This is a genomic window from Ponticoccus litoralis (assembly GCF_039769985.1).
Lineage (GTDB): Bacteria > Pseudomonadota > Alphaproteobacteria > Rhodobacterales > Rhodobacteraceae > Ponticoccus > Ponticoccus litoralis.
The window spans coordinates 1,964,342-1,989,762 of record NZ_JBDNCH010000002.1 but is presented as its reverse complement, the minus strand read 5'-3'; the positions used below and the strand labels follow the sequence as shown (position 1 = coordinate 1,989,762).

Genomic DNA, 25,421 nt, shown 5'->3' with positions numbered 1-25,421 from the left:
GGCAGGGCGCGGAGAAGACCGGCGGGGACAGCCTCCACCCAGCCCACACGGGGACGCCCGGTGCACGCTGGCGTGACCCCGACCCTGCGGTGCCCCGCCGACCCGGACGGAACCCGTCGCACGCCCACACCGGTCGCGGAGGCATCCCGGATGCACCCGGCGCACGGACCACGGCGCCCCTTGTCTTTCCCCGCCGCGCGCCCGAATCTGGCGCACGACACAGGAGCCTGCCATGCACCCCGGACCCCAGAACCTGATCACCGATATTCCGGGCCTGCGCGTCGGCAATGCCCAGGATGCCGCGCTGAAGTCCGGCTGCACCGTGCTGCTCGGCGATGCGCCCTTCGTGGCCTCGGTCGCGGTCCACGGCGGCGCGCCGGGCACACGCGAAACCGACCTTCTGGCACCCGACAAAATGGCGCCCGGCGTCGATGCCCTCGTGCTGTCGGGCGGCAGCGCCTTCGGCCTTGCCTCGGCCCAGGGGGTGATGGATGCGCTGCATGCCATGGGGCGCGGCTTCCCGGTGCTGTCGGCCCGGGTGCCGCTGGTGCCCGCCGCGATCCTCTTCGACCTGCTCAACGGTGGCGACAAGGACTGGTCCGAAAACCCCTACCCAGCGCTTGGCCGGGCGGCGCTGCAACAGGCGGCGAGGCGGTTCGCCCTTGGCAGCCACGGCGCCGGGACCGGCGCGCAGACGGCGATGCACAAGGGTGGGCTGGGATCGGCGAGCCTGATCCTCGACGACGGCACCACGGTGGGCGCGCTGGTGGCGGTGAACCCCATCGGCAGCGTCACCACGCCCTCCGGGCGGCATTTCTGGGCGGCCCCCTTCGAGTTCGGCACGGAATTCGGCGGCCTCGGCCCCGATCCGGCGGGCTTTGCCCCGATGCCGCCCAGCCGCAAGGCGCAGGCCATGGCGATGCAGGGCAACACGACGATCGCCATCGTGGGATGCGATCTCGCGCTGGACAAGGCGCAGTGTCACCGGCTGGCGGTGGCGGCGCATGACGGGCTGGCCCGGGCCATCGTGCCCTCGCATACGCCGATGGACGGGGACCTGGTCTTCGCGCTTGGCACGGGGTCGCGCAGGCTGGAAGACCCGGCGGTGCAGCTGGCGCAGGCGGGCCATGCGGCCAGCCTGTGCCTTGCCCGCGCCATCGCCCGCGCCGTGTGGGAGGCGACGCCCGCCCCGGGCGACCCCCTGCCCTGCCTGCGCGACGAACTGGCGGGCTGACCCTGCCGGGCGGGAGCCGTGGGCGCAGCGTCACCCCGGCCCAGGCGCAGGCGCGCCGCTTGGGACCGCCCGGTGCCGGCACCGGGGCCGCAGGACACTGAGAACCCGTGAACCCGAGCTTAACCGAATCGCCTCACGGTGGAGGGCGGTAGGGAGAGGGACGTTTCCTCAGCATTTCGTTGACCGGGCGCGCGCTTGCCCGGCCCCCTCCGCCGGACCACGATACGGGCCGCCGCCTGCCGGGGCTACCGCAGCTTCGGCGGCTTGTCCGGGTCGCTGCCCGGCGCGGCGCGTTCGACCGCGACCTTCGGCGTTTCGGGTTCCGGCAGGTCGAAGCGCAATGCCACCCGCGCCAGCGCGGCGGTCAGCGGATCGCTGTCCGCAAGGAAGGCCACGTCCAGCACACCCGCGTCCAGCCCGGAAAAGACCAGCGCTTCGTTGACGGCCCCCGCAAGGGCGCGCTCGGCCCCCTCACGCACGCCGGTGATCCCAAGCAGGTGCCCGCGACCGCCGCCTTCGTAGACCACGGCGGCCAGGTAGGCGCGCCGCGCCAGCCCGGCGGCCCCGGCCAGCTTTGCATCCAGCGCCGTCACCAGCACCTCCGGCACCTGCGGGGCGGAAAACTCTTCGGCGCGCGCCTCCGCGGCTTCGGGGCCGGTGCCCAGCGTGTCGACCAGCCAGGTCAGCGCCTCGGGCGGCAGAAGCGTCTGAGAGGCCCCCTGTTCGAGATTCAGCGCCAGCCCGAAACCCTGCGGCGCCAGCATCCCCGCCAGCGCGCGCCCGGACAACGCGGCATAGGGCACGGCGCGCCCGGCAAAGCCCGCCAGGCGGTCCTCCAGGTCGAAGGCCAGCACGTATTGCGTGCCCTCGATCTCGAAGACCTCCGGGGCGATATCCGCGCCCTGCGGCTCCGCCGTCAGCATCAGGAAGAGTTCCGCGCCCGCGAGCGTATCGTAGAACCGCAAGCGGGCGGCATCGCTGCCCGTGGTTTCCATCGCGGCATGCGCCGTATCGAGCGGGGTCGTCGTCATGAAAGCACCTCTGCCACGCGCGCCCGGAGCACCGGCAGAAGCTCTGCCGCGAACCAGGGGTTTCGCTTCAGCCACCCGGTATTGCGCCAGGACGGATGCGGCAAGGGGATCGCCCCGGGCAGAAAGTCGCGCCAGCGCAGGACGGTGGCGGTGACGCCCTCGCGGGTGCCAAGATGCCAGCGTTGCGCCGGGCCGCCGATCGGCAGGATCAGGCGCAGGTTGGGCAGGCCCTGCATCACCGGGCTCCGCCAGGTCCGCGCGCAGATCGGCGGCGGCGGCAGGTCGGCGCCCCTGCGGTAGCCGGGAAAGCAGAAAGCCATGGGCAGGATGGCGACACGGGTGCTGTCGTAGAAGGCGGCCTCGTCCAGCCCCAGCCAGTCGCGCAGGCGGTCGCCCGAGGGGTCTGTGAAGGGTGTGCCAGAGGCATGGACCCGCGCGCCCGGCGCCTGCCCGGCGATCAGCAGCCGCGCCGTCGGCGCGACCCGCAGCACCGGGCGCGGGTGGTGGGCCGTCTCGGTTGCGGCAAAGCGCTCGGCACAAAGGGTGCAGGCGCGGATGCGTGTGGCAAGATCCGTCATCGGCCAGAAGGTAGGGCAAGGCGCACGCCGGTGAAAGGCCGATACTTCGACAAACCTTGAAACGAGAGTTGACACGCAGCCACATTTCTAGAAATCTAGAATCATGAAAATGAATGACTCGCCCCCCGCCCTGCTGACCCTGTCGACCGCCGCCTCGAAATTCGCGGCGCTTGGGTCCGAACAACGTCTTGCCGTCCTGCACGCCCTTGTCCGGTCCGGCCCCGAGGGGCTGAGCATCGGCGACCTCGGGCAGCGCTGCGGCATCACCGGCTCGACGCTGACCCATCACCTGAAGATCCTCGCCGCCGCCGGTCTGGTCCGGCAAGAGCGGCAGGGCCGGTCCACCATCTGCGCGGGCGCCGATTTCGAGGAAGTCCGGGCGCTCTCCGATTACCTTCTGCAACATTGCTGCGCCGATATCGGACGCCCCTCCGGAGTTCACGATCATGGCTGAGACATCCGCCGCCACCGCGTCCCGCCTGCCCCGGCTGCCCAAGGCCTGGCTTGCCTCGGCCCTGATCCTTGGCGCGGTTGCGCTGCTGGACCTGCCGCAGGCCTGGCCGACAGTCACCTTCACCGCGAACGCCCTGCTGCATACCGCGCCCTTCATCCTTTTCGCCGTCTTCGCCGTCGCCTTCCTGAAAGCCTCGGGGGCGGAAGCCCTGCTGGCGCGCGCCTTCGAGGGGCGCGAAACGCGGATGATCGTGATGGCCGCGGCCCTGGGCGGGCTGTCGCCCTTCTGTTCCTGCGAGGTCATCCCCTTCATCGCGGCCCTGCTGGCGGTGGGGGCGCCGCTGAGCGCGGTCATGGCCTTCTGGCTGGCCTCGCCGCTGATGGACCCGGCGATGTTCACGATCACCGCCGGAACGCTGGGGCTGGACTTCGCGCTGGCCAAGGCGCTGGCCGCCATCGGGCTGGGGCTGCTGGGCGGCTTCGGCACCCGGGCCTTCGCGGGCACCGTGGTCTTCCGCGACCCGCTGCGCGCGCAGCCCAAGGTCGGCGGCTGCTGCGCGGCGCAGAAACCCTTCGGCGGGCAGCCGGTCTGGCGCTTCTGGCAGGATCCGGCCCGGCGCGAGACCTTCCGCGAAACGGCGCTGACCAATGGCCTGTTCCTGCTGAAGTGGCTGACGCTGGCCTATGTCATCGAAGCGGTGATGCTGCGCTATATCCCGGCAGAGACTATCGCCGGGGTGCTGGGCGGCACCGGGCTGTGGCCGGTGCTCATGGGGGCCCTTGTCGGGGCGCCGGCCTACCTGAACGGCTATGCCGCCGTGCCGCTGGTCGACGCCCTGCTGCAACAGGGCATGGCACCGGGGGCGGCCATGAGCTTTGTCATCGCGGGCGGCGTCAGCTGCATCCCCGCCGCCGTCGCGGTCTGGGCACTGGTCAAGCCCCGGATCTTCGCGGCCTACGCAGGCTTCGCGCTGACCGGGGCGCTGATCGCCGGGCTGGCCTCGGGGCGCCGTGGCCTGACCGCCGCCGCCCTTGCCCGGCAGTGACCGACAGTGTCCGGCGCGGTAATGCGCGGCGGCACCGGGCGTCCCGCAAGGGGCGCCTCCCCCTCTGGACCGTGGCGACCCCACGCGCCCTGAACGGTGACCCGAGGCGCCCCCAAGGGCCGAACACCGCCACCCTGCGCCCCAAACCGACAAAAAGGCAGCGCCATCCCCCGCTCTGGCGCGTTGCCCGGCAGGTTTCCATCCGTTACACCTGAGGGAAGAACGGAAGAACAAGAGACTATTTTCCGACAGGGGGGCTTATGTATCGCGTCTGGAACTTTCTGGCCAGCTACTCTTTGCTGCTTATCTTCGGCGCCCTCGCGGCGCTGGTCTGGGCCAATCTGGACGTGATCGCCCCGGTCGCCGGGAATCCGCATTACTGGGCCGACACCTATCACAACTTCGTCGAGTTCGTGATCTGGGACCACGCCCCCATCGGGCACTGGCATGCCGCGCATATCGCCGCCTCTGACCCGACCTTCGCCGACCTGGTCGCGGGCGGGGCGGAGGTTCTGACCGACGCCGAGGGGCACGAATACGTGCTGGGCGAAGGCTACCGCACGCTGACCTTCCACTATCTCGTCAACGACATCCTCATGGCCTTCTTCTTCGGCATCGCCGCCAAGGAAGTCTGGGAGGCCGTCATCCTTGAAAACGGGTCGCTGCGCGGCAAGAAGGCCGCGACGCCGCTGTTCGCCACCGCCGGTGGCATGTTCGGCCCGATCGCGGTCTATCTGGGCCTCGCCGCCGTTCTGGGCTCGGAAACCTACAACGCGGTGGCCAACGGCTGGGCCATCCCCACCGCCACCGACATCGCGTTCTCCTACCTCGTCGGGCGCATCGTCTTTGGCGCCGGTCACCCGGCGGTGCGCTTCCTGCTGCTTCTGGCCATCGCGGACGACGCGGCGGGGCTGATCATCCTTGCGATCTTCTACCCCTCCGGGGAACTGGCGCCGGAATGGCTGCTGCTGTCGGTGGGCGCCGCCGCGGGGGTCTTCCTGCTGGCCAACTGGCTGCCGCGCCGCATGGACCGGGGCAAGCAGGACCGCCCGAATTCGACTTGGGTGCGCGAGGTCCTGGGCTTCTGGCCCTATGCGCTGGCGGGCGCCCTGTCGTGGTACGGCTTCATGATGTCGGGCCTGCACCCCGCCCTGGGCCTGCTGCCGGTGGTCCCGGCCATCCCCCATGCCGACCGCGCCTTCGGCATCTTCGCCGCCGCCGAGGAACACCTGACCGACCTGCTGAACCACATCGAACACGGGCTGAAATACCCCGTCGAGGTGGTGCTGTTCTTCTTCGGCCTGCTCAACGCGGGGGTGCAGTTCTCTTCGATGGGCGCCGCCACCTGGCTGGTTCTGGCGGGCCTGCTGATCGGCAAGCCCATCGGGATCTTCCTCTTCGGCTGGATCGCCGCCGTGCCGCTGAAACTGGGCATGCCGCAGGGCATGCGGCTGATCGACCTCGTGGTGATCGGCTTCGTCGCGGCCATCGGGTTCACCGTCTCGCTCTTCGTGGCCTCTGTCGCCTTCGGGCCGGGTGAGGTGCAGGATGCCGCCAAGATGGGCGCCCTTCTGTCCTTCTTCGCCGCCGTGGCCGCCATCGCCGCGGGCAAGATCACCCGCGTCGAAAAACACGAGCTTTAACGAACAATTCGGGCAAAATCCGCATTGTCGAGCGCGCGTCCCCAACCGGGGGCGCGCGTTGTCTTTGTTGCCCCCCGGGTCATAATGTGGCCCAAGTTCTTTTCTAGACCGGCCCGGTTCCCAAATACGGGGAACACGAACACCAAGGGGCACCCCGGATGTTGGAATTCGACATGGTCAGCAAGTCCTTCTGGACCGGCACCCAGCGCAAGGTGATCCTTGACCGTGTGTCGTTCCGCGTGGACCTGGGCGAGTCGCTGGGCATCCTTGCCCCCAACGGCACCGGCAAGACCACCGTGATCAAGATGATGGCCGGACTGGAAAAACCCGACGAGGGCGAGATCCGGCGCGGCTGCCGCATCTCCTTCCCGCTGGGCTTCATGGGCGGGGTGGTGTCGAAGATCTCGGCCAAGGAGAACGCGCGCTTCATCGCGCGGCTCTACGGGCTTGACCCCGATTACGTCGAAAGCTTCTGTCGCTGGCTCTGCGACCTGAAGGAATATTTCGACCAGCCCATCGGCACCTATTCCTCCGGCATGCGGGCGCGCTTTACCTTTGCGCTGATGCTGGCGCTGGACTTCGACATGTACCTGATCGACGAGGGCATGCCGAATTCCACCGACGCGAATTTCAACAAGAAGGCCGGCGACCTGCTGGCGGAACGGCTGCGCACGACAACGATCATCATCGTCAGCCACCAGCCGCAGATCCTCGAGAAATTCGCCCGCAAGGCCGCCGTCCTGATGGATGGCAAGCTGCATATGTTCGACACCTTGGAAGAAGCGAAACGGCTCTATGACTACGAAACCCAAGGCTAAGAAATTCCGCATCCGCCGTCCGTCCGGGGACGAGACGCCCCGCCCCCGCCCCAGTTTTGCCAAGGCGGAGCCCGCCGGTGTCGCCGCGAACCAGCCGCCCCCTGCCACGCCGGATGCGGCGCCTGCGGGCTCCCGCGCCGCGCCGCCGAAGGCCGCGCCCACGCCCGAGACCGCGCCCCGCAGCGGCGCGGTGGACAGCGCCCGGCAGGTCGCCGGGGAAACCGACATGGACGCAATCCGCAAGGAGGGGCTGACCGGTCGCCAGCTGCGCATGGCGCGCCGCGTGGCGCAGAAGCACGGCCTTGCGCCGACCTCGGATTTCGACGCGGTGCGCCTGTTGCGCGCCCGTGGCATCGACCCGTTCCAGCGCGCCAACACGCTGGAACTCGTCCAGCCCGAGCAGGCGCCGGACCCGGACAAGCGCCCCGAGCCCGAGGTGCAGCTGCCGCAGACCATCGCCGTCAAGAAGGACCAGCTTCCCTCGACAGAGACGGTCTCTCCTGCCGAACGCCGCGCCGCTGAAATCCAGCGCATCCAGCGCGACCTTGCCGCCCGCCGCCGCAGGAAAAGCCTGCTGCTGCTGGTGCGTCTGGCCGCCTTCGTGCTGCTGCCGACGGTGCTGGCCGGATATTACTACTACGCCGTCGCCACGCCGATGTATTCGACGAAGTCCGAGTTCCTGATCCTCAAGGCGGAAAGTTCGGGCGGCGCCATGGGCTCTCTGTTCTCGGGCACCCAGTTCGCCACCAACCAGGACGCCATCGCGGTGCAATCCTACCTGACCTCGAAGGACGCGATGCTGCGGCTGGATCAGGACGTGGGCTTCAAATCGCACTACACGCAGGCCTGGATCGACCCGATCCAGCGCCTGTCCGAGGAACCCACCAACGAAGCGGCCTACAAGGTTTACAAGAAGAACATCGAGATCGGCTATGATCCGACCGAGGGCGTGATCAAGATGGAGATCATGGCCGCCGACCCCGAAACCGCCGCCGAATTCAGCCGCGCCCTGATCGGCTACGCCGAAGAGCGGGTCGATACCCTGTCGCTGCGCAAGCGGTCGAACGCGGTCGAGGACGCAGAGGCCGGGCTGATCGCCGCCGAAGAGGACCGCCGCGCCGCGCAGGAGCTTCTGGTGCGCATGCAGCAAGAGGGCAATATCGTCGACCCCGAGGCGCGCATCGCCTCGCTGCGGCAGCAGATCAGCACCTATGAATTGCAGTTGCAGGAAAAGCGGTTGCAGTTGCAGGCCCTGCTGGACAACGCGCGCCCGAACCGGGCCAAGGTCGACGGCACCAGCGGCGACGTCCGGCGGCTGGAGGCCCTGCTTGCGGACCTGAACGCGCAGATGACGCAGGCCGCCGAGGGCGAAGGGTCGCTGGCCGAGAAGGCAATCCAGATCAAGCTGGCCGAGGCCGATCTCGCCACCCGCGACCTGATGCTGCAGACCGCGCTGGAACGGCTGGAGCAGGCCCGCCGCGACGCCGACAGCCGTGCCCGCTACCTGACCACCTCGGTGGTGCCCGTGGCCTCGGAAGACCCGAGCTACCCGCGCAAGTTCGAGAACACGATCCTCGCCTTCCTGATCTTCGGCGGCATCTACCTGATGATCTCGCTGACCGCCTCGATCCTGCGCGAACAGGTCGCCAGCTGACGCCCGGCACCGCCGGTATCCCTTCCGCGCAGCGGCCCTGACCCGGCCTGCCGCATGGGGGACGCCGCCGCCCGCGCATCGCCCACGGTGCTGACGACTGCGATAAATGCGCCGGTGGAAAGGATGTTCGGAAATCTGCTTGCACCTTCCTGCGACGTTTTGCTAAACGCGTCGACGGAGAGGTGGCCGAGTGGTCGAAGGCGCACGCCTGGAAAGTGTGTAGGCGGGGAACCGTCTCGAGGGTTCGAATCCCTTCCTCTCCGCCATAATTCTGGCGACGCAAAGACAAGGCCCCCTGCGGGCCTTTTTCTTTTGGATCAATACGGTTGAGCCGGGGCATCCGACCTGCGAGGGCTGCCTATTGGCCCGAAATCGGTCCCTGAACGCCCTGCCCCCTTTTTTGCCGCGATGGGGCGGCCCGGCCTATCCCTGTCGCGCGATGCGCCTCGAAAGCAGGGCCTTTCGGATCAGCTCGGCCAGGGTGCCGGCGACAAGCCCCAGCATTGGGTTCACCATGACCGTGGCCAGAGCCGTCGCCGCGATGACCGGGCGGCAGGAGGGCCGCGCGTCGATCAGGCGGCGGCTGACGGCAAGATCCCATGCCGCGATCAGCAGCAGGGCGCCAAGCGTCGCGGTGGGAATGGCGGACAGGACCGCCCCCTGCATCTGGGTGGGCAGCAGCGCGACGACCAGCAGCAGGCCCCCGATCAGGCAGGGCGCCGCACCGCTGCGGGCACCGAAGCGGTGATGCGCCGCGACACCGCCCGCGCCGTGGCACATGGGCAGGGCCCCCAGCGGCGCCAGCACAAGATTGGCCAGCCCCGAGGTCAGGCACAGCCGGCGCGGGGTGACATGGGCCGCGCGCGCGCCGAACAGATCGCCCGCGACCAGCGAGGTCAGGAAGACTGCATTGGTCAGGGTCAGGGCCAGCTGCGGCAGGGCCATGTCGGTAACCGCGCGGCGCAGTTCCTGCGCATCGGGGATGCCCATGGGCCAGGGCGCGGCGGCCAGCACGGGCGCCTCGGGCAGGCCCAGCATCATCCCGGCACCGACGCCGGTGGCAATCGTCAGCATGGCCGCATGGGTTCCGACCCGCAGCGCAACCAGAGCGACCCCAAGCGACAGCGCGCCGGTCAGCCAGTGTTCCCGCATCAGCCCGACCGCGACCCAGGCCAGCGACAGCCCCAGCCCCAGTTGCAGACCCGACAGCACCGATTGCGGCACCAGCCGCCTGATCCGGTCGATCAGCCCGGTGCCACCCAGCCCCAGCAAGACCAGCCCGATCAGCACCCCGCTCAGGGCGATCTCGGTCGGCGAGGCGACCCCCAGCAGCGCCACCGCCGCAATCGCCTTCATCGGCTGCACCGGGATCGGCAGGCGATAGACAAGCCCCGTGGCGATGTAGAACAGGCCAAAGCCCAGCAGCACCATCTGCGGCGACAGCCCGGCAAGCGCAATGGCGCCAAGGCCCAGCGGCAGCAGCGTGCCGATGTCGCCCAGGGCCCCGTTGGCCTCGCGCAGGTCGAGGCGGAATGCATGTCCTCGCGGATCACCCATGGCCATTTGCCCCGTTGAAATCGCGTCGCCGCATCATATCCTGAAGGCAAGACAATTTCAGCAACAGAGGAAAGCCCATGAAAATCAGCGCGCGCAACAAGCTGGCCGGAACCGTTGTCGGCATCGAGAAGGGCTCGGTCAATTCCACGGTCCAGATCGATCTTGGCGGGGCGGTGATTGTCACGGCGATGATCACCAATGCCTCGGTCGAGGAGATGGGGCTTGAGATCGGCAAGACCGCCTACGCCATCGTGAAGGCGTCGGACGTCATGGTCGGCGCAGACTGAGACAACGACGGCAGGCAGACCCTGCGGCCCGAAGAGGTGGTTTCGACCGTGACCGGCAGGCCGTAGACGGTGGACAGGTTCGGGTCCGTCAGCACCTCCGGGGCGGGGCCTTCGGCGTGCACACCGCCCCGGCACATCAGCAGAACCCGCGCGTCCAGCGCAAAGGCCTGATCCGGGTCATGGGTGGACAGGATCACCCCGTGACCCTCTGCCGAGGCATCGCGGGCAAGCGCCGCGATCTGCGCCAGCACCTGCGCCTGATTGCCGAAGTCGAGACTGGCGGTCGGCTCGTCCATGACGATCAGCGCCGCCTCCTGCGCCAGCGCACGCGCGATCAGCACCAGCTGCCGCTGGCCGCCGGACAGGCGCGAATAGTCGCGATGGGCAAGGTCGTGGATACCAAGCCGCCGCATGGCGTCATGGGCAGCGGCGCGGTCGGCCTTGCCGGGCTGGGCAAAGGCCCCCAGCCGGGCGGTCCGCCCCATCAGCACGACCTCGACGGCCTCGAAGGGAAAGGGCGGCGCGTGGGCCTGCGGCACATAGGCGACCGCCCGCGCGATCGCGGCCCGGGTCATGGCGGTGATCGGGCGCCCGTTCAGCAGGACCGTGCCCCCTAGCGCCGGCAACAGGCCCAGCAGCGTGCGGAACAGGGTGGTCTTGCCGCAGCCGTTCGGGCCCAGCAGGCAGAGGATCTCTCCGGGCTTCACCGCGACCGACAGGCCGGTCCCGATGGGCCTTGCGCCATAGCCGATGGCAAGGTCGCGCGCCTCCAGCATCACGACCACCCGCGGCGCCCGCGCGCCAGAAGCCAGACAAAGAACGGCGCGCCGATGACGGCGGTCAGCACGCCCAGCGGAACCTCGACCGCGGCGATGGTCCGCGCCAGCGTGTCGACGATCAGCAGGTAACAGGCACCGATCAGCGCCGAGGCGGGCAGCAGCCGCGCAAAACCCGGCCCGACCAGCATGCGCGCGATATGCGGAATGACCAGCCCGACCCAGCCGACAACCCCGGCCAGCGCCGTGACGCTTGCGGTGATCAGCGTCGCCGCCGCGATCACCACGAACCGGGTGCGCCCGGCCTCGATCCCCAGCGCGCGGGCCTCGTCGTCGCCCAGCGACAGCACGTTGATGCGCCAGCGCAGCAGCGCCAGCGGGATCAGCCCCACCAGCACCATGGGCAGGGCTGGCAGGATGTCCCGCGTCGTGATCGAGGCCAGCGAGCCCAGCAGCCAGAAGGTGATCGCGGGCAGTTGATCGTAGGGGTCGGCCATGACCTTCAGCAGCGAGGTCGCCGCCCCCGCCAGCGCGCCGACCACCACCCCCAGAAGGACCAGTGTCAGGGTCCGGTCGGTATTGCGCACCAAAGCGCCGACCAGCATCACAACGCCCACCGCCACCATGCCCCCGACAAAGGCCGAGGCACTGGATCGCCGCCACCGGCAGCGACAGGAAGATGCCCGCCACCGCGCCCAGCCCCGCGCCCGCCGAAACCCCGAGGATGTCCGGCGAAACAAGCGGGTTGCGGAACAGCGCCTGATAGCTTGCCCCCGCCGCCGCAAGGGCCGCGCCGACCAGCAGCGCCGCGCCCACGCGCGGCAGGCGGATGTTCCAGACGACGATCTGCGCCTGCGGGTCGCCCTGCCCGGTCAGCGCCGCCAGAACCTGCCCCGGTGTCAGCGCATAGGGGCCGATCATCACGGCCCCGAAGGCCAGAAGCGCCAGCGCGACCGCCAGCGCCCCGGTCAGGGTCAGACCGGGGCGCGGCAGGCTTACATCGGCGGTCGTCCCTCGGCCCATTCCAGCAGCCTTTCCAGATCCTCGTCGGCCAGGTCGACGTGATAATAGAGCTTGTAGAAAGCCCGGGTGTCCTCGCGCAGGTCGCCCTGCCAGCGGTCAGGATACAGCAGTCCCGCCATCCAGTGCAGCCCGATCATCCGGTTCAGCGACGGCGGCTCGGTCGATCCAGCCGAAGGGCGCGGTGGGCGACAGGTAGACCCGCCCCCGCTGCACCGCGTCAATCCCCTGCCACATCGGATCGTCGAAGACGCTGGCAAAGAAATTCGGATCCCATGTCACGACGGTATCGGGGTTGGCGACGATCAGCTGTTCCATCGAGGCATTCACCAGCCCCTTCGACGCCCCGCCGTCATCGGCCACGTTCCGCCCCCCGGCGCGTTCGATGATCTCGGTGTTGATCGAGCCTTTCATGCCGGTTTCCAGCCCCTCGGGGCCACGGGCAAGATAGACCCTCGGGCGCGCCTCCTCGGGCACCGCCTCCAGCACCGCGTCAAGCCGGGCAAACCGCGCCTCGACATCCTGCGCCAGCGCCGCGCCGCGCCCGGACACGCCAAGGGCCTCGCCCAGGATGCGCAGCGCCTCGACGGTGTTGTCGAAGCGCCCGTCGATCAGCAGGTAGGGGATGCCGGTCTGCTCCTGCACCCGGTCGGCAAGGTCGATATAGGTGTCGCGCACGCTGCCGAAGTCGACGATCAGGTCGGGCTTGATCTCCAGCACGCGCTCGAGGTTCGCCTCGCCGCCCCGCCCGGTCAGGCGCCCCGTCTCGGGCAGGTCGCGGTAGGGCTCTGCCACATAGGTGCGCTCTTCGGGACGCAGGGCGCGTGGCCAACCGGCCAGCGCCTCGGGCTTCAGCACGTAGACCAGAACCGAGGCCGGCGGGCCCGCCGCGAAGACGGTGGTCACCGTATCCGGCACCTCGACCACGCGCCCGGCGCTGTCGGTCACGGTGCGCGCCTGAACCGGCGCGGCCAGAAGCGCGAGGATGACAAGGAGAAACCGCATCTTACCCTCCGTTCGGGGTGTCAAAGCCGTAATCGGCCAGCACCGTCTGCCCGTCCGGCGACAGGATGTAATCGGCCAGCGCCTGCGCACCCTCGGGGGCGCCCTGCAGCACGATCAGCCCGTAATCGGCACCGACGGACAGCGCCTCCGGGATCTGGACGATCTGCAGGTCCGGCACCTCTTTGCGCGCCAGCACGGCATTGGTGCAGTAGGTCAGGAAGACATCCGCCTGATCGCTGTCCATCACCCAGGCATAGGTGTTGCGGCCCTCGGGCGGCGTCGCGCTGTCGGGACCGCCGGTCAGTTGCAGCGCCTTGCCCTTCAGCGCCTCGGCGTGGCCGCTTTTGTCGAACAGGGCAAAGGCATAGTCGCCGGACGGGTCCGCCTTGGGGGTCGAGGTGCCCAGCCGCGTGTCCTCGGCCAGCATGACGTCCAGCAGGCTCTCCGTGGAGACCGCGACCTCGGGCCGGGCCAGCGCACACAGGCGGTTCCGGGCGAACAGCGTCACCGCGCCGCCCTTGCCCGCGTCGGCCAGCGTCTGGGGGTGGCGCATGTTGGCCGAGGCGAAGACATGGGCCGTCTCGCCCGCCTCGATCCGCTCGCGCATCAGGCCCGAGGGGCCAAAGCTGGTGGCAACGGCGGCGCCCGTGGCGTCAGAGTAGTCCTGCGCCACGTCCGACAGCGCGGCCTTGAGGCTGCCCGCCGCGAACAGCGACACCTCCTGTGCCATGGCGGGGGTCAGGGTCACCGCGAGGGCGGCGGCAAGCAGGGGGGTCTTGTGCATGGATAGTCTCCCAAATTCTGTCTCAGGCGGTCTGGCTGTCGCCGGGCTGCGGGGGCGCCTTCGGGGTAAAGGCGCAGCGGTCCGGCTTGAGGTCGAGCAACGGCGTGCCGTCGACGCAATCGAGCCCCTGCACATGCAGCACGGGCCCCTCGATCCGCAGCAGCCGCACCATCGACGTGCCGATCGGGTTGGGCCGCGCGGGCGAGCGCAGGGCAAAGGTGCCCACGGTGCTGCCGTCGCTGCGCGGGCTTTGCCGCGTCAGGTCGCGGCGGCTTTGGTCCAGCCAGTACAGCACCTCGATGCTGTCATAGGCCTCCAGCCCCTCAAGCGCGTCCAGCCAGAGCGGATCAAGCTCGATCCTGCATTCCGGCCCGTCGATGCGGCCCTGCCGGGGGCAGTCCGCCCGGTCGTGCCAGGGTGTGCGAATCCGGCCGATGAAGCGCAGCGCGCCATCCGAGGGCGGCGCAACCGGGACCGTTCTTTCATTCTCGCGGAGATCATCGGACATGGGCGCCGCCTCCTGTAATTTGTGCAGTTGAACATGAGCAGAGGATCGGCATGTTTCTCGGCTTTCAGAAAGAATGCCCACAAAGAACCGGAGATGCCAGCAGGCATCTTGGAGGCCTGCCACCCGGGGCGGTGTCACCTGCGGGACAGAATACAAGGCAATGCATGATTTTGCAGCGCATCGAACAGAAAACCGAACCGGTCGGGGACACCGAGGTCAGCGACCTGCCGTTTCGACCCGAAAGGCCCGGACCCGCATGGCAAAAAAGTTTCCCCGCTCCGATGCCGGCCAGGCCGGGACGACGCGCCGCGCCATCGCGCGGAAGACCGGTCGGCGCATCGCAGGGACCGGCGCACCGTCACAGAAGCCCGCCAGCCTACCGGGGCGGGCAAGCGCCCCGAACCGCGCTGCCTTCAGGTCGCACCGGCCCTGTCGCAGAACCGCTACCCCGGGGTGACCGAGACCTCTGTGCCCCAGTCGCGGCAGGCGGCGGCAAGGCCCGCCCCCGGCGAGCGGTCGGTAAAGAAGACATCGACCTCGCCCAGCGAACAGATCCGCGCCGGGGCGCTGCGCTTGAACTTGGAATGGTCGGCGACAAGGAAGGTCCGCCGGGACTGCTGCAGGATCGACTGGCTGACGCCGACCTCCTGTATGTCGAAATCCAGAAGATCGCCGTCGCGGTCCAGCGCCGAGCAGCCGATCACCGCGAGGTCGAACTTGAACTTGCGGATCGTGTCGGTGGCAAGGCTGCCGATCAACCCGCCATCGGCGCGGCGCAGGTGGCCGCCGGTCACCACCACCTCGCAAGAGGCATTGGCCGCAAGGATCGTGGCCACGTTGATATTGTTGGTCACCACCATCAGCCCGTCGTGGTGCAGAAGCTCGCGGGCGACCGCCTCTGTGCTGGTGCCGATGTTCAGGAACAGCGAGATGTCGTTGGGAATGCGCGCGGCGCAGGCCTGCGCAATGGCCGCCTTGGCGCCGGGGTTCAGGGCGCGGCGCTCTTCGTAGCCGATGTTCATCGTGCCCGAGGGCAGCACCGCGCCGCCATGGACCCGGTCCAGCCGCCCGGCCTCGGCCAGATCGGTCAGGTCGCGGCGGATGGTCTGATGGGTCACGCCGAAATGCGCGGCCAGCCCTTCGACCGTGACCCTGCCGTCACGCCGCGCGATCTCGAGGATTTCCGGATGGCGAAAGGTCTGCGACATGCCCGGCTTTCGAAAATGTTCGGTTTTGCGCGGATCATGCGAAGATGCTGGCGCAGGTGCAAGCGCGATTCGCAAATTGCTGCCATGCGGCGCCACTTTTGCTGCATACGCATCCATGACGGGAGAAATTTTCCCCGCAAAAACAAGCGACCCGCAAAAGGGAACGAAAACGAAAAATTCTTGTTGCGAAAATGCGCGTCTGCCGCCAGTTTCAGCATCGGGAGGATCGTCGTGGATCAGGATCGACCGAAAACAACCGACCTGTTCGTGATCGGGGGCGGCATCAACGGCTGCGGCATCGCGCGCGATGCGGCGGGGCGCGGGCTGACCGTCACGCTGGCCGAGATGAACGACCTCGCCTCGGCCACCTCCTCTGCCTCGACAAAGCTGTTTCACGGCGGGCTGCGCTACCTCGAATATTTCGAGTTCCGCCTCGTCCGCGAGGCGCTGATCGAACGCGAGACGCTTCTGCGCGCCATGCCGCATATCTCCTGGCCGATGCGCTTCGTGCTGCCCTACCACCGCGACATGCGCTTCGACAGCGAAACGCCGACCTCGCGGCTTCTGGGCCTGTTCATGCCGTGGATGAAGGGCCGCCGCCCGGCCTGGCTGATCCGGCTGGGCCTCTTCCTTTACGACACGCTGGGCGGACGGCAGATCCTGCCGGGCACCGCGCGCCTTGATCTGAGAACCGCTGCCGAGGGCGCGCCGCTTCAGGATCGCTTTGAAAAGGCTTACGAATATTCCGACTGCTGGGTCGAGGATCTCGCGGCTTGTCGTGCTGAACGCCCGCGACGCCGAGGCCCGCGGCGCCAAGATCCTGACCCGCACGGCGGTCCTGTCGGCAGAGCGCGCCGGAGAGCTTTGGCGGATCGAGACCGAGGACCGCGAGACCGGCGCCCGCCAGACACACAGCGCCCGGATGCTGGTGAACGCGGGCGGGCCCCGGGTCGGCGACATCCTTCAGTCCAAGGTCCGGGCGAACACCCGCGAAGGCGTGCGGCTGGTGCGCGGATCGCATATCGTGACCCGGCGGCTTTACGACCACGACAAGTGCTATTTCTTTCAGGGCACCGACGGGCGGATCATCTTCTCGATCCCCTACGAGACCGACTTCACCCTGATCGGCACCACCGACGCGGAACACGCCGACCCCGCGCAGCCGCCGGAATGCACGCCCGCGGAACGCCAGTACCTGCTGGATTTCGCGAATACCTACTTCCGCCAGAGGCTGTCGGACGCGGATATCGTCTGGACCTACTCGGGTGTGCGTACCGCTGTATGACGACGGCGCCTCCAGCGCCACGGCGGCGACGCGGGACTATACGCTGAAGGTCGACAAGGCGGGCGGCGCGCCGCTGCTGAACGTCTTCGGCGGCAAGATCACCACCTACCGCCGCCTCGCCGAAAGCGCGCTGGAGAAGATCGGCGCAGAGCTTCCGGGCGTCATCGGCCCATGGACGGCGGGCGTACCGCTGCCCGGCGGGGATTTCCCCGTCGAAGGGTTCGAGGCGCTGGTGGACGACCTGACCGCCCGCTTCCCCTTCCTGACGCCCTTCCACGCCCGCCGCCTGTGCCGCGCCTACGGGACAGAGGCCGCGCAGGTCCCGGGTCAGGCCCGCTGCGCCGAGGACATGGGGCGCGACTTCGGCGCGACCCTGACAGAGGCGGAGGTCCGCTGGCTGATGGACAAGGAATTCGCGCGCACCGCCGAGGACGTGGTGTGGCGCCGCAACAAGCTGGGACTGCGCATGGACGCGGACCAGATCGCCGCTCTGGACGCGTGGATGGCAGACCGCCCGTCCCGCGCCCGCGCGGCGGAATAAGGAGGAGCACGGCGTGACGCTGGAACTGAAAGGCGTGTCGAAAGAGGTGGAGGGCCAGACCCACATCCACCCCACCGACCTGACGCTGGAAAAGGGCACGATGAACGTGCTGCTGGGGCCGACGCTGTCGGGCAAGACATCCCTGATGCGGCTGATGGCCGGTCTGGATCAGCCCGCCACCGGCAAGGTCTTCTGGCAGGGCGAGGACGTGACCGGCCAGCGCGTGCAGGATCGCAAGGTCGCCATGGTCTACCAGCAGTTCATCAACTACCCCTCGATGAGCGTCTACGACAACATCGCCTCTCCGATGAAGCTGATGGGGGTCGACAAGGCCGAGATCGACCGCCGCGTGCGCGAGACCGCCGAGATGATGCAGCTGACGCCGATGCTGACCCGCAAGCCGCTGGAACTGTCCGGCGGCCAGCAGCAGCGCTGCGCGCTGGCCCGCGCGCTGGTCAAGAACGCCGGGCTGGTGCTGCTGGACGAACCGCTGGCGAACCTCGATTACAAGCTGCGCGAAGAGCTGCGGGCTGAGATCCCGCGCATCTTCGAGGCCTCGGGCAGCATCTTCGTCTATGCCACCACCGAACCCGAAGAGGCGCTGCTTCTGGGCGGCAGCACCGCGACGCTCTGGGAGGGGCGCGTGACCCAGTTCGGCCCCACGCCGGATGTCTACCGCAAGCCGGTCGATGCCACGACCGCGCGGGTCTTCAGCGATCCGCCGATGAACTTCCTGCAGGTCTCCAAGACCGGCGGCAAGCTGATGTTCGGCAAGGGCGCCACCGCCGCCGCAACCGGCCCGCTGGCCGACCTGCCCGACGGGCGCTACACGGCGGGCTTCCGGCCCAACCATCTGGAAATCGGGCGGCATTCCCCCGAGGCGGTAGAGTTCACCTGCACCCTGACGGTGACGGAACTGACCGGGTCCGAGACCTTCGTGCACCTCGACCACCACGGCGAGCGCTGGGTCGGGCTGGTGCATGGCGTGCACGAGCTTGGCGCGGGCGAGGCCCTGACGGTCTACCTGGACCCGCGCCACGTCTACATCTTTTCCGAGGAGGGCGCGCTGGTCGCCCCGGCCTCTTACGCGCTTGCAGCCTGAGGGGGACGACATGGCACGGATCACGCTGGACAACCTCGCCCACAGCTACCTCAAGACCCCCGCGTCCGAGGACGATTATGCGCTGAAGGAGCTGAACCACGACTGGGAGGACGGCGCCGCCTACGCGCTGCTGGGCGCCTCGGGCTGCGGCAAGTCCACGCTTCTGAACATCATTTCGGGGCTGCTGATGCCCTCGCAGGGGCGCATCCTGTTTGACGGCCAGGACGTGACCCATGCCGCGACGGCGGAACGCAATATCGCGCAGGTCTTCCAGTTCCCGGTGGTCTACGACACCATGACCGTGCGCGACAACCTCGCCTTCCCGCTGCGCAACCGGGGCCGCGACGAGACCTATGTCGCCGAGCGCGTGCAGGAAATCGCGCGCATGATCGGCATGGAGGACTGGCTTGACCGCAAGGCGCGCGGCCTGACGGCGGATGCCAAGCAGAAGATCAGCCTGGGCCGCGGGATGGTCCGCAAGGACGTGAACGCGCTGCTCTTCGACGAGCCGCTGACGGTGATCGACCCGCACATGAAGTGGGAGCTGCGCACCCAGCTGAAGAAGCTGCACCACGATTTCGGCCACACGATGATCTACGTGACCCACGACCAGACAGAGGCGCTGACCTTCGCCGACAAGGTGGTGGTGATGTACGACGACCGCGTCGTCCAGATCGGCACCCCCGAAGAGCTGTTCGAACGGCCCGAGCATACCTTCGTGGGCTATTTCATCGGCTCGCCGGGCATGAACGTCATCCCCGCCGTGGTCGAGGGCAACCGCGCCTATATCGACGGGACGGAACTGCCGCTGGCCGCCGGATACGGGCCGCTGTCCGGCAAGGTCGAGATCGGCGTCCGGCCCGAGTTCGCGCGGCTGTCGGCCTCCGAAGGGCTGCCGGTCAAGGTCCGCCGTGTCGAGGACGTGGGCCGCCACAAGATCATCCGCGCCGAGTTCTTCGGCCACGACATCAACATCATCGCCGCAGAGGACGAACCGGTGGGCAGCGACATGACCCGCGTCCGCTTCGACCCGGGGCATGTGAACGTCTACAACGACGACTGGCTTGTGCGGGGGGCGGCGGCATGAGGCTTTCCCGATCCGGTTTTCGCGCAGCGTCGCTTTCTCGACCATCAACCATGTCCACAGCAGAAACGTGCATGGTCATCGGCTGCGTATCGGGGGGCGCTTCGAGGTGTCCAAGCGCATCGGGAGGGCCGTGCTGCCGGGTGCTTCGGTCGCTTCTCAGACCCAAGGCCGCAGCGCACGCGTCACTCGTTGGAAGGATGCCCTCCCGGGGGGAGGTCGGGCATGGCGCATGCGCGCCGTGTTGCGGCCAAGACTGCTGTTGCCCCGCATGTTCGGACCGAAGAAGGAGCCGCCTGATGGAAAAGACCGTCAACCAGAAAGCCTGGTTCCTCGTGCTGCCGGTGCTCTTGCTCGTGGCCTTCTCTGCCGTGATCCCGCTGATGACCGTCGTCAATTACTCGGTGCAGGACACCTTCGGGAACAATCAGTTCTTCTGGGCGGGCCTCGAGTGGTTCGAAGAGATGCTGCACGACGACCGCATGTGGAACTCGCTGCGACGGCAGCTTCTGTTCTCGGGCATCATCCTCGCCATCGAGGTGCCGCTGGGCATCTTCGTCGCGCTGAACATGCCGAAGTCGGGCTTCTGGTCCAGCTTCTGCCTTGTGCTGATGTCGCTGCCGCTGCTGATCCCGTGGAACGTGGTGGGCACCATCTGGCAGATCTTCGGGCGGGTCGACATCGGCCTTCTGGGCTACACGCTGGACAAGCTGGGGATCGATTACAACTACACGCAGGACACCCTTGCGGCCTGGATCACCATCATCGTGATGGATGTCTGGCACTGGACCTCGCTGGTGGCGCTGCTGGCCTTCGCGGGCCTGAAGTCGATCCCCGACGCCTATTACCAGGCCGCCAAGATCGACCAGGCGAGCCGCTGGAAGGTCTTCCGCTACATCGAGCTGCCCAAGATGGCGGGCGTGCTGATGATCGCGATCCTCTTGCGCTTCATGGACAGCTTCATGATCTACACCGAACCCTTCGTCGTCACCGGAGGCGGCCCGGGCAATGCCACGACGCTTCTGTCCATCGACCTGGTGAAGATGGCTCTGGGGCAGTTCGACCTCGGCCCCGCCGCCGCCTTCAGCCTGATGTACTTCCTCGTCATCCTGCTGATTTCTTGGGTGTTCTACACCGTCATGACCAACCTCGACAAAAGGGGGATGTAAGATGGCCGACGCAACATCCGGCTCTGTCACCGTCCGCGCACCCGTGGCCAAGCGCCTGAAGGTGAACGGCAGCGCCGTGGTCATGACGCTCTACCTGCTGTTCCTGCTCTTGCCGATCTACTGGCTGCTCAACATGAGCTTCAAGACCAACACCGAGATCCTCAACACCTTCACGCTGATCCCGGCCTACCCGACGCTGGACAACTACCGCACGATCCTGACGGACCCGGCGTGGTACATGGGCTACGTGAACTCGCTGATCTACGTGGTCATGAACACCGCGATCTCGCTGGCCGTGGCCCTGCCCGCCGCCTATGCCTTTTCGCGCTACTCGTTCATGGGCGACAAGCACCTGTTCTTCTGGCTGCTGACCAACCGCATGGCGCCGCCGGCGGTCTTCGCGCTGCCCTTCTTCCAGTTGTATTCCTCGGTCGGTCTCTTCGACACGCATATCGCGGTGGCGCTGGCGCATTGCCTCTTCAACGTGCCGCTGGCGGTCTGGATCCTCGAAGGCTTCATGCGCGGCGTCCCGAAAGAGATCGACGAGACGGCCTATATCGACGGCTACAGCTTCGGCGGCTTCTTCGTGAAGATCTTCATGCCGCTGATCGCAAGCGGGATCGGCGTGGCGGCCTTCTTCTGCTTCATGTTCTCGTGGGTGGAGCTGCTGCTGTCGCGCACCCTGACGACGGTGGACGCCAAGCCCATCGCGGCGATCATGACCCGGACGCAGGGCGCGAGCGGCATCGACTGGGGCGTGCTGGCGGCGGCGGGCATCCTGACCATCGTGCCGGGGGCCTTGGTCATCTGGTTCGTGCGCAACTACATCGCCAAGGGCTTTGCCCTGGGGAGGGTGTGATGAGGGCCGCAACAGAGGCGCGCAGGCGCCAAGCCCGACCTCGGGGGGCGCATGCCCGGAACTGGGCTGGCGTGACCGCGCAAAACCGGACCCTCGCCCGCGTGGGAAAGGGCATCGCAGAGAAGCCCTCCCGGGGGGAGGTCGGGCTTGGCGCATGCGCGCCGGTTCCCTCTGGTGGTTGACGGCATACCCCACAAAATCGTCGCAGGAGGATACCGCTAATGGCATGGATGGCATGGACCTGGCCCACGGCGATCTTCTTCATGGTCATCGCAGGCCTCCTGATCACCTTCACCGTTCTCGCGATCAAGTTCCCCGAGACGCCGCGCACCGGCATCCTGCGGATCGAGACCACGCGCGGCGACCGGCTGTTCATCACGCTTCTGGGCAGCGCCTTCATCAACCTCGCGTGGCTCGGGCTGATCGGCCCCGAGACCCAGCCCCGGGCGCTGGCCGCCTGTCTTGTCTACGCGGCGGCGGTGTTCCGCTGGGTATGACCTGAACCCGCGCCCGCCAAGGAGAGGCGGGCGCAGCGACTACAAGTTCACATAAGGGAGGATCCAAGAATGAACTTGATGCTGAAATCGACCACCGCGCTTGCGGTGGCGCTGAGCCTCACCGGCTCGGGCGCCTGGGCCGACATGGCCGCGGCGACCGAGTTCCTCGACGCGGAGATCGGCGACATGTCCGCCCTGACCCGCGCAGAGCAGGAAGCCGAGATGCAGTGGTTCATCGACGCCGCCGCGCCGATGGCCGGGATGGAAATCAAGGTCGTTTCCGAGACCATCACCACCCACGAATACGAAAGCCAGGTGCTGGCGCCCGCCTTCACCGCGATCACCGGCATTCAGGTCACCCACGACCTGATCGGCGAGGGCGACGTGGTCGAGAAGCTGCAGACGCAGATGCAGTCGGGCGAGAACATCTATGACGGTTATGTCAACGATAGCGACCTGATCGGCACCCACTGGCGCTATCAGCAGGTGCGCAACCTGACCGACTGGATGGCCAACGAAGGCGCCGACGTGACCAGCCCGACGCTGGACATCGAAGACTTCATCGGCACGGATTTCACCACTGCCCCGGATGGCAAGCTGTACCAGTTGCCGACCCAGCAGTTCGCGAACCTCTACTGGTTCCGCTACGACTGGTTCAACGACGAGAAGAACAAGGCCGACTTCCAGGAGAAATACGGCTACGAGCTGGGTGTGCCGGTCAACTGGTCGGCCTACGAGGACATCGCCGAGTTCTTCACCGGGCGCGACCTGTCGCACATGGGCGTCGATGGCGAAATCTTCGGCAACATGGACTACGGCAAGAAGGACCCCAGCCTTGGCTGGCGCTACACCGATGCCTGGCTGTCGATGGCCGGCGCCGGGTCCAAGGGTGAGCCGAACGGCCTGCCGGTGGACGAATGGGGCATCCGCGTGAACGAGCAGTCGCAGCCGGTGGGGTCCTGCGTGGCCCGTGGCGGCGCGACCAACGGCCCCGCTGCGGTCTATGCCGTCACCAAGGCCATCGAGTGGCTGGAGAAATACACGCCCCCGGCTGCCGCGGGCATGACCTTCTCCGAGGCCGGCCCGATCCCGGCGCAGGGCAATGTCGCCCAGCAGATGTTCTGGTACACCGCCTTCACCGCCGACACGGTGAAGCCCGGCCTGCCGGTGATGAACGAGGACGGCACGCCCAAGTGGCGCATGGCCCCCTCGCCGCATGGCGTCTACTGGGAAGAGGGCACCAAGATCGGCTATCAGGACGTGGGTTCCTGGACGCTGATGAAGTCCACCCCCGTCGACCGCGCCAAGGCCGCATGGCTTTACGCGCAGTTCGTGACGTCGAAGACCGTGGACGTGAAGAAGGCCCATGTCGGCCTGACCTTCATCCGCGAGTCGACGATCCAGCACGAGAGCTTCACCGAGCGCGCCGACAAGCTGGGCGGCCTGGTGGAATTCTACCGTTCGCCCGCGCGGGTGGCATGGTCGCCCACGGGCACCAACGTGCCGGACTACCCGAAGCTGGCGCAGCTGTGGTGGCAGAACATCGGCGATGCCATGTCGGGTGCCAAGACCCCGCAAGAGGCGCTGGACGCGCTTTGTGCCGACCAGGAGCGGGTGATGGAGCGCCTGGAGCGTGCCGGCATCCAGGGCGACATCGGCCCCAAGCTGAACGAGGAAAAGGACCCGCAGGAGTGGCTTGCGATGGAAGGCTCGCCCAAGGCGAAGCTGGACAACGAGGACGAAGAGCCCAAGACCGTGTCCTATGACGAGCTGATCAAGTCCTGGCAGTAAGCGGGATTTGAAAGGATATGGCCGGGGCGCTGTAGGCGCGCCCCGGCTTTTTCATGCGCGGGCAAAATTCTTGAAGAATTTTGGGCGCTTCGCGGGTGAGGCTCTCGTGGGAGGCGCGGTTGCAGGGGCTCTGCCCCCGGCCCTCACGGGCCTCCCCCGAGGTATTTGGACGACCAAAGAAGAGGGGGCGCGCCGGTCCGGGCACGCCCCCTCTGCTGTCAGACCTCGGTCCAGCTTTTGTCTTCGCCCTTGAGGCCGCCCACGAGGACGCGGGTCGGCAGGCCGATGGCGTCGAGGAGGGTGAAGAAGGGCTTGGGGTCCAGTTCCTCGACGTTCTTCATGGTCTTCGCGTCCCATGTGCCGTCGGCCACCAGCATGGCGGCGGCCACCGGGGGGACGCCCGCGGTGTAAGAGATGCCCTGGCTGCCCACTTCCTCGTAGGCTTCCTTGTGGTCGGCCACGTTGTAGACGAAGTATTCCACCGGCTGGCCGTCCTTCGTGCCTTTCACGAGGTCGCCGATGCAGGTCTTGCCGGTGTAGTCGGACGCGAGGCTGGCGGGGTCGGGCAGGCAGGCCTTGACGACCTTCAGGGGCACGACCTCTCCGCCGTCGGCCAGTTTGACCGGCTGCTCGGACAGGAGGCCGATGTTCTTCAGCACCGTGAAGACGTTGATGTAGTGGTCGCCGAAGCCCATCCAGAAGCGCACGTCCGCGTCGGGGTAGTTGGTGGCCAGCGAGTGCACCTCGTCATGGCCGGACTGGTAGGCCTTGGAGGGGCCGACCACCGGCAGGTCCCATTCGTGGCCCGAGGCGAACATGGTGGTTTCTTTCCACTGCTTGTCTTCCCAGTAGTAGACCACGCCGGTGAATTCGCGGAAGTTGATCTCGGGGTCGAAGTTGGTGGCGAAATACCTGCCGTGCGAGCCGGCGTTGATGTCGACGATGTCGATGCTTTTGACCTCGTCCATCTGGTCGATGGCAAAGCGCGCGAAGGCATTCACCACGCCCGGGTCGAAGCCCGCGCCGAGGATCGCCGTGACGCCCTTTTCCGCGCAGAGATCGCGTTTCTTCCACTCGTAGTTGGCGTACCAGGGCGGCGTCTCGCAGATCTTTTCGGGCTCTTCGTGGATCGCCGTGTCGATATAGGCGCAGCCGGTCTCGATGCAGCCGTCGAGCACGTGCATGTTCACGAAGGCGGTACCCACGTTGATGCAGATCTGCGCGCCGGTCTGGCGGATCAGCGCGGCGACGGCGGCGCTGTCGGTGGCGTCCACCGCATGTGCCTCGAAGGTGCCCGGCACCTTCATCGCGCCCTTGTCATGGACGCTGGCGATGATGGCGTCGCATTTCGACTTCGTGCGGCTGGCGATATGCAGGTCGCCCAGCACGTCGTTGTTCTGCGCGCATTTATGCGCGACCACCTGAGCGACGCCACCGGCGCCGATGATGAGAACGGTCTTTTTCATGCCGGTCCCTCCTTGGCTGTAAGTC

Annotated in this window: 24 protein-coding genes, 1 tRNA gene and 2 pseudogenes; 15 read left to right on the top strand and 12 right to left on the bottom strand. The window is 67.6% G+C overall.

Annotated elements, in window-relative coordinates:
- Positions 1-232 precede the first annotated feature (232 nt).
- Complete coding sequence (locus tag ABFB10_RS10760; RefSeq protein ID WP_347166525.1) at positions 233-1,234, top strand: P1 family peptidase; 1,002 nt, start codon at positions 233-235, stop codon at positions 1,232-1,234.
- A gap of 245 nt (positions 1,235-1,479) precedes the next feature.
- Here the strand turns inward: ABFB10_RS10760 and ABFB10_RS10755 are convergent, their stop codons facing one another.
- Positions 1,480-2,265, bottom strand: a complete 786-nt coding sequence (locus tag ABFB10_RS10755; RefSeq protein WP_347166524.1) for an SseB family protein — start codon at positions 2,263-2,265, stop codon at positions 1,480-1,482.
- On the bottom strand, positions 2,262-2,843 hold the full coding sequence (locus ABFB10_RS10750; RefSeq protein ID WP_347166523.1) for a uracil-DNA glycosylase family protein: 582 nt from the start codon (positions 2,841-2,843) through the stop codon (positions 2,262-2,264). The genes ABFB10_RS10755 and ABFB10_RS10750 overlap by 4 nt, the downstream gene beginning before the upstream one ends.
- Before the next feature lie 103 nt (positions 2,844-2,946).
- Here ABFB10_RS10750 and ABFB10_RS10745 point away from each other — a divergent pair, with 103 nt between their 5' ends.
- From ABFB10_RS10745 to ABFB10_RS10720, 6 genes are all read left to right on the top strand, one after another.
- The gene (locus tag ABFB10_RS10745) at positions 2,947-3,297 is read left to right on the top strand and encodes a metalloregulator ArsR/SmtB family transcription factor (RefSeq protein WP_206563063.1); all 351 of its coding nucleotides are present in this window, start codon (positions 2,947-2,949) and stop codon (positions 3,295-3,297) included.
- Positions 3,290-4,342, top strand: a complete 1,053-nt coding sequence (locus tag ABFB10_RS10740) for a permease (RefSeq protein WP_347166522.1) — start codon at positions 3,290-3,292, stop codon at positions 4,340-4,342. The genes ABFB10_RS10745 and ABFB10_RS10740 overlap by 8 nt, the downstream gene beginning before the upstream one ends.
- A 260-nt stretch (positions 4,343-4,602) precedes the next feature.
- Positions 4,603-5,985, top strand: a complete 1,383-nt coding sequence (locus ABFB10_RS10735; RefSeq protein ID WP_347166521.1) for a Na+/H+ antiporter NhaA — start codon at positions 4,603-4,605, stop codon at positions 5,983-5,985.
- Positions 5,986-6,143: 158 nt separating this feature from the next.
- Positions 6,144-6,803: an ATP-binding cassette domain-containing protein gene (locus tag ABFB10_RS10730; RefSeq protein ID WP_206563060.1), complete on the top strand. Its 660-nt coding sequence runs from the start codon at positions 6,144-6,146 to the stop codon at positions 6,801-6,803.
- Positions 6,781-8,457 carry a KpsE/RkpR family capsule polysaccharide export protein gene (locus ABFB10_RS10725; RefSeq protein WP_347166520.1) on the top strand — a complete coding sequence of 559 codons (1,677 nt, stop codon included), beginning with the start codon at positions 6,781-6,783 and terminating at the stop codon, positions 8,455-8,457. The genes ABFB10_RS10730 and ABFB10_RS10725 overlap by 23 nt, the downstream gene beginning before the upstream one ends.
- A 176-nt stretch (positions 8,458-8,633) precedes the next feature.
- Positions 8,634-8,723 (top strand) — tRNA-Ser (locus ABFB10_RS10720).
- A 157-nt stretch (positions 8,724-8,880) separates the two neighbouring features.
- On the opposite strand, the gene ABFB10_RS10715 is transcribed toward ABFB10_RS10720, so the two are convergent.
- Positions 8,881-10,014, bottom strand: a complete 1,134-nt coding sequence (locus tag ABFB10_RS10715; RefSeq protein WP_347166519.1) for a putative sulfate/molybdate transporter — start codon at positions 10,012-10,014, stop codon at positions 8,881-8,883.
- A 77-nt stretch (positions 10,015-10,091) separates the two neighbouring features.
- Here ABFB10_RS10715 and ABFB10_RS10710 point away from each other — a divergent pair, with 77 nt between their 5' ends.
- Positions 10,092-10,301 carry a TOBE domain-containing protein gene (locus tag ABFB10_RS10710; RefSeq protein ID WP_009179305.1) on the top strand — a complete coding sequence of 70 codons (210 nt, stop codon included), beginning with the start codon at positions 10,092-10,094 and terminating at the stop codon, positions 10,299-10,301.
- Here the strand turns inward: ABFB10_RS10710 and ABFB10_RS10705 are convergent.
- From ABFB10_RS10705 to ABFB10_RS10670, 8 genes and pseudogenes are all read right to left on the bottom strand, one after another.
- Positions 10,256-11,077 (bottom strand): ABC transporter ATP-binding protein, encoded by an 822-nt coding sequence (locus ABFB10_RS10705; protein ID WP_347167994.1) that lies wholly within the window; start codon positions 11,075-11,077, stop codon positions 10,256-10,258. The genes ABFB10_RS10710 and ABFB10_RS10705 overlap by 46 nt on opposite strands.
- Positions 11,077-11,703 carry a FecCD family ABC transporter permease gene (locus ABFB10_RS10700; RefSeq protein WP_347167993.1) on the bottom strand — a complete coding sequence of 209 codons (627 nt, stop codon included), beginning with the start codon at positions 11,701-11,703 and terminating at the stop codon, positions 11,077-11,079. The genes ABFB10_RS10705 and ABFB10_RS10700 overlap by 1 nt, the downstream gene beginning before the upstream one ends.
- Positions 11,704-11,791: 88 nt before the next feature.
- Positions 11,792-11,998: pseudogene (locus tag ABFB10_RS10695) on the bottom strand (iron chelate uptake ABC transporter family permease subunit); the annotation flags it as partial.
- Positions 11,999-12,072: 74 nt separating this feature from the next.
- Complete coding sequence (locus ABFB10_RS10690) at positions 12,073-12,219, bottom strand: hypothetical protein (protein WP_347166518.1); 147 nt, start codon at positions 12,217-12,219, stop codon at positions 12,073-12,075.
- A complete protein-coding gene (locus ABFB10_RS10685; protein ID WP_347166517.1) occupies positions 12,197-13,102 on the bottom strand; it encodes an iron ABC transporter substrate-binding protein in 906 nt (301 codons plus the stop codon). The genes ABFB10_RS10690 and ABFB10_RS10685 overlap by 23 nt, the downstream gene beginning before the upstream one ends.
- 1 nt (position 13,103) lies before the next feature.
- Positions 13,104-13,886, bottom strand: coding sequence for a molybdate ABC transporter substrate-binding protein (locus tag ABFB10_RS10680; RefSeq protein ID WP_347166516.1), 783 nt, complete (start codon positions 13,884-13,886; stop codon positions 13,104-13,106).
- Positions 13,887-13,908: 22 nt separating this feature from the next.
- Positions 13,909-14,394: a tRNA (N6-threonylcarbamoyladenosine(37)-N6)-methyltransferase TrmO gene (gene tsaA, locus ABFB10_RS10675; RefSeq protein ID WP_347166515.1), complete on the bottom strand. Its 486-nt coding sequence runs from the start codon at positions 14,392-14,394 to the stop codon at positions 13,909-13,911.
- A 443-nt stretch (positions 14,395-14,837) separates the two neighbouring features.
- Complete coding sequence (locus ABFB10_RS10670) at positions 14,838-15,602, bottom strand: DeoR family transcriptional regulator (RefSeq protein ID WP_206563038.1); 765 nt, start codon at positions 15,600-15,602, stop codon at positions 14,838-14,840.
- 231 nt (positions 15,603-15,833) lie between these two features.
- On the opposite strand from ABFB10_RS10670, the pseudogene glpD reads away from it, so the two are divergent.
- From glpD to ABFB10_RS10635, 7 genes and pseudogenes are all read left to right on the top strand, one after another.
- A pseudogene (gene glpD / locus ABFB10_RS10665) lies at positions 15,834-17,428 on the top strand (glycerol-3-phosphate dehydrogenase).
- A gap of 13 nt (positions 17,429-17,441) precedes the next feature.
- Positions 17,442-18,530 carry an ABC transporter ATP-binding protein gene (locus tag ABFB10_RS10660; protein ID WP_347166514.1) on the top strand — a complete coding sequence of 363 codons (1,089 nt, stop codon included), beginning with the start codon at positions 17,442-17,444 and terminating at the stop codon, positions 18,528-18,530.
- Positions 18,531-18,540: 10 nt separating this feature from the next.
- Positions 18,541-19,617, top strand: a complete 1,077-nt coding sequence (locus tag ABFB10_RS10655; protein WP_347166513.1) for an ABC transporter ATP-binding protein — start codon at positions 18,541-18,543, stop codon at positions 19,615-19,617.
- 296 nt (positions 19,618-19,913) lie between these two features.
- A complete protein-coding gene (locus ABFB10_RS10650) occupies positions 19,914-20,783 on the top strand; it encodes a carbohydrate ABC transporter permease (protein WP_347166512.1) in 870 nt (289 codons plus the stop codon).
- 1 nt (position 20,784) lies between these two features.
- Positions 20,785-21,642: an ABC transporter permease subunit gene (locus tag ABFB10_RS10645; protein WP_206563033.1), complete on the top strand. Its 858-nt coding sequence runs from the start codon at positions 20,785-20,787 to the stop codon at positions 21,640-21,642.
- Positions 21,643-21,863: 221 nt separating this feature from the next.
- The gene (locus ABFB10_RS10640) at positions 21,864-22,139 is read left to right on the top strand and encodes a DUF2160 domain-containing protein (protein WP_347166511.1); all 276 of its coding nucleotides are present in this window, start codon (positions 21,864-21,866) and stop codon (positions 22,137-22,139) included.
- A gap of 69 nt (positions 22,140-22,208) precedes the next feature.
- Positions 22,209-23,930, top strand: a complete 1,722-nt coding sequence (locus ABFB10_RS10635) for an ABC transporter substrate-binding protein (protein WP_347166510.1) — start codon at positions 22,209-22,211, stop codon at positions 23,928-23,930.
- A gap of 218 nt (positions 23,931-24,148) precedes the next feature.
- On the opposite strand, the gene ABFB10_RS10630 is transcribed toward ABFB10_RS10635, so the two are convergent.
- A complete protein-coding gene (locus tag ABFB10_RS10630) occupies positions 24,149-25,396 on the bottom strand; it encodes a saccharopine dehydrogenase family protein (protein WP_347166509.1) in 1,248 nt (415 codons plus the stop codon).
- Positions 25,397-25,421: the final 25 nt, after the last annotated feature.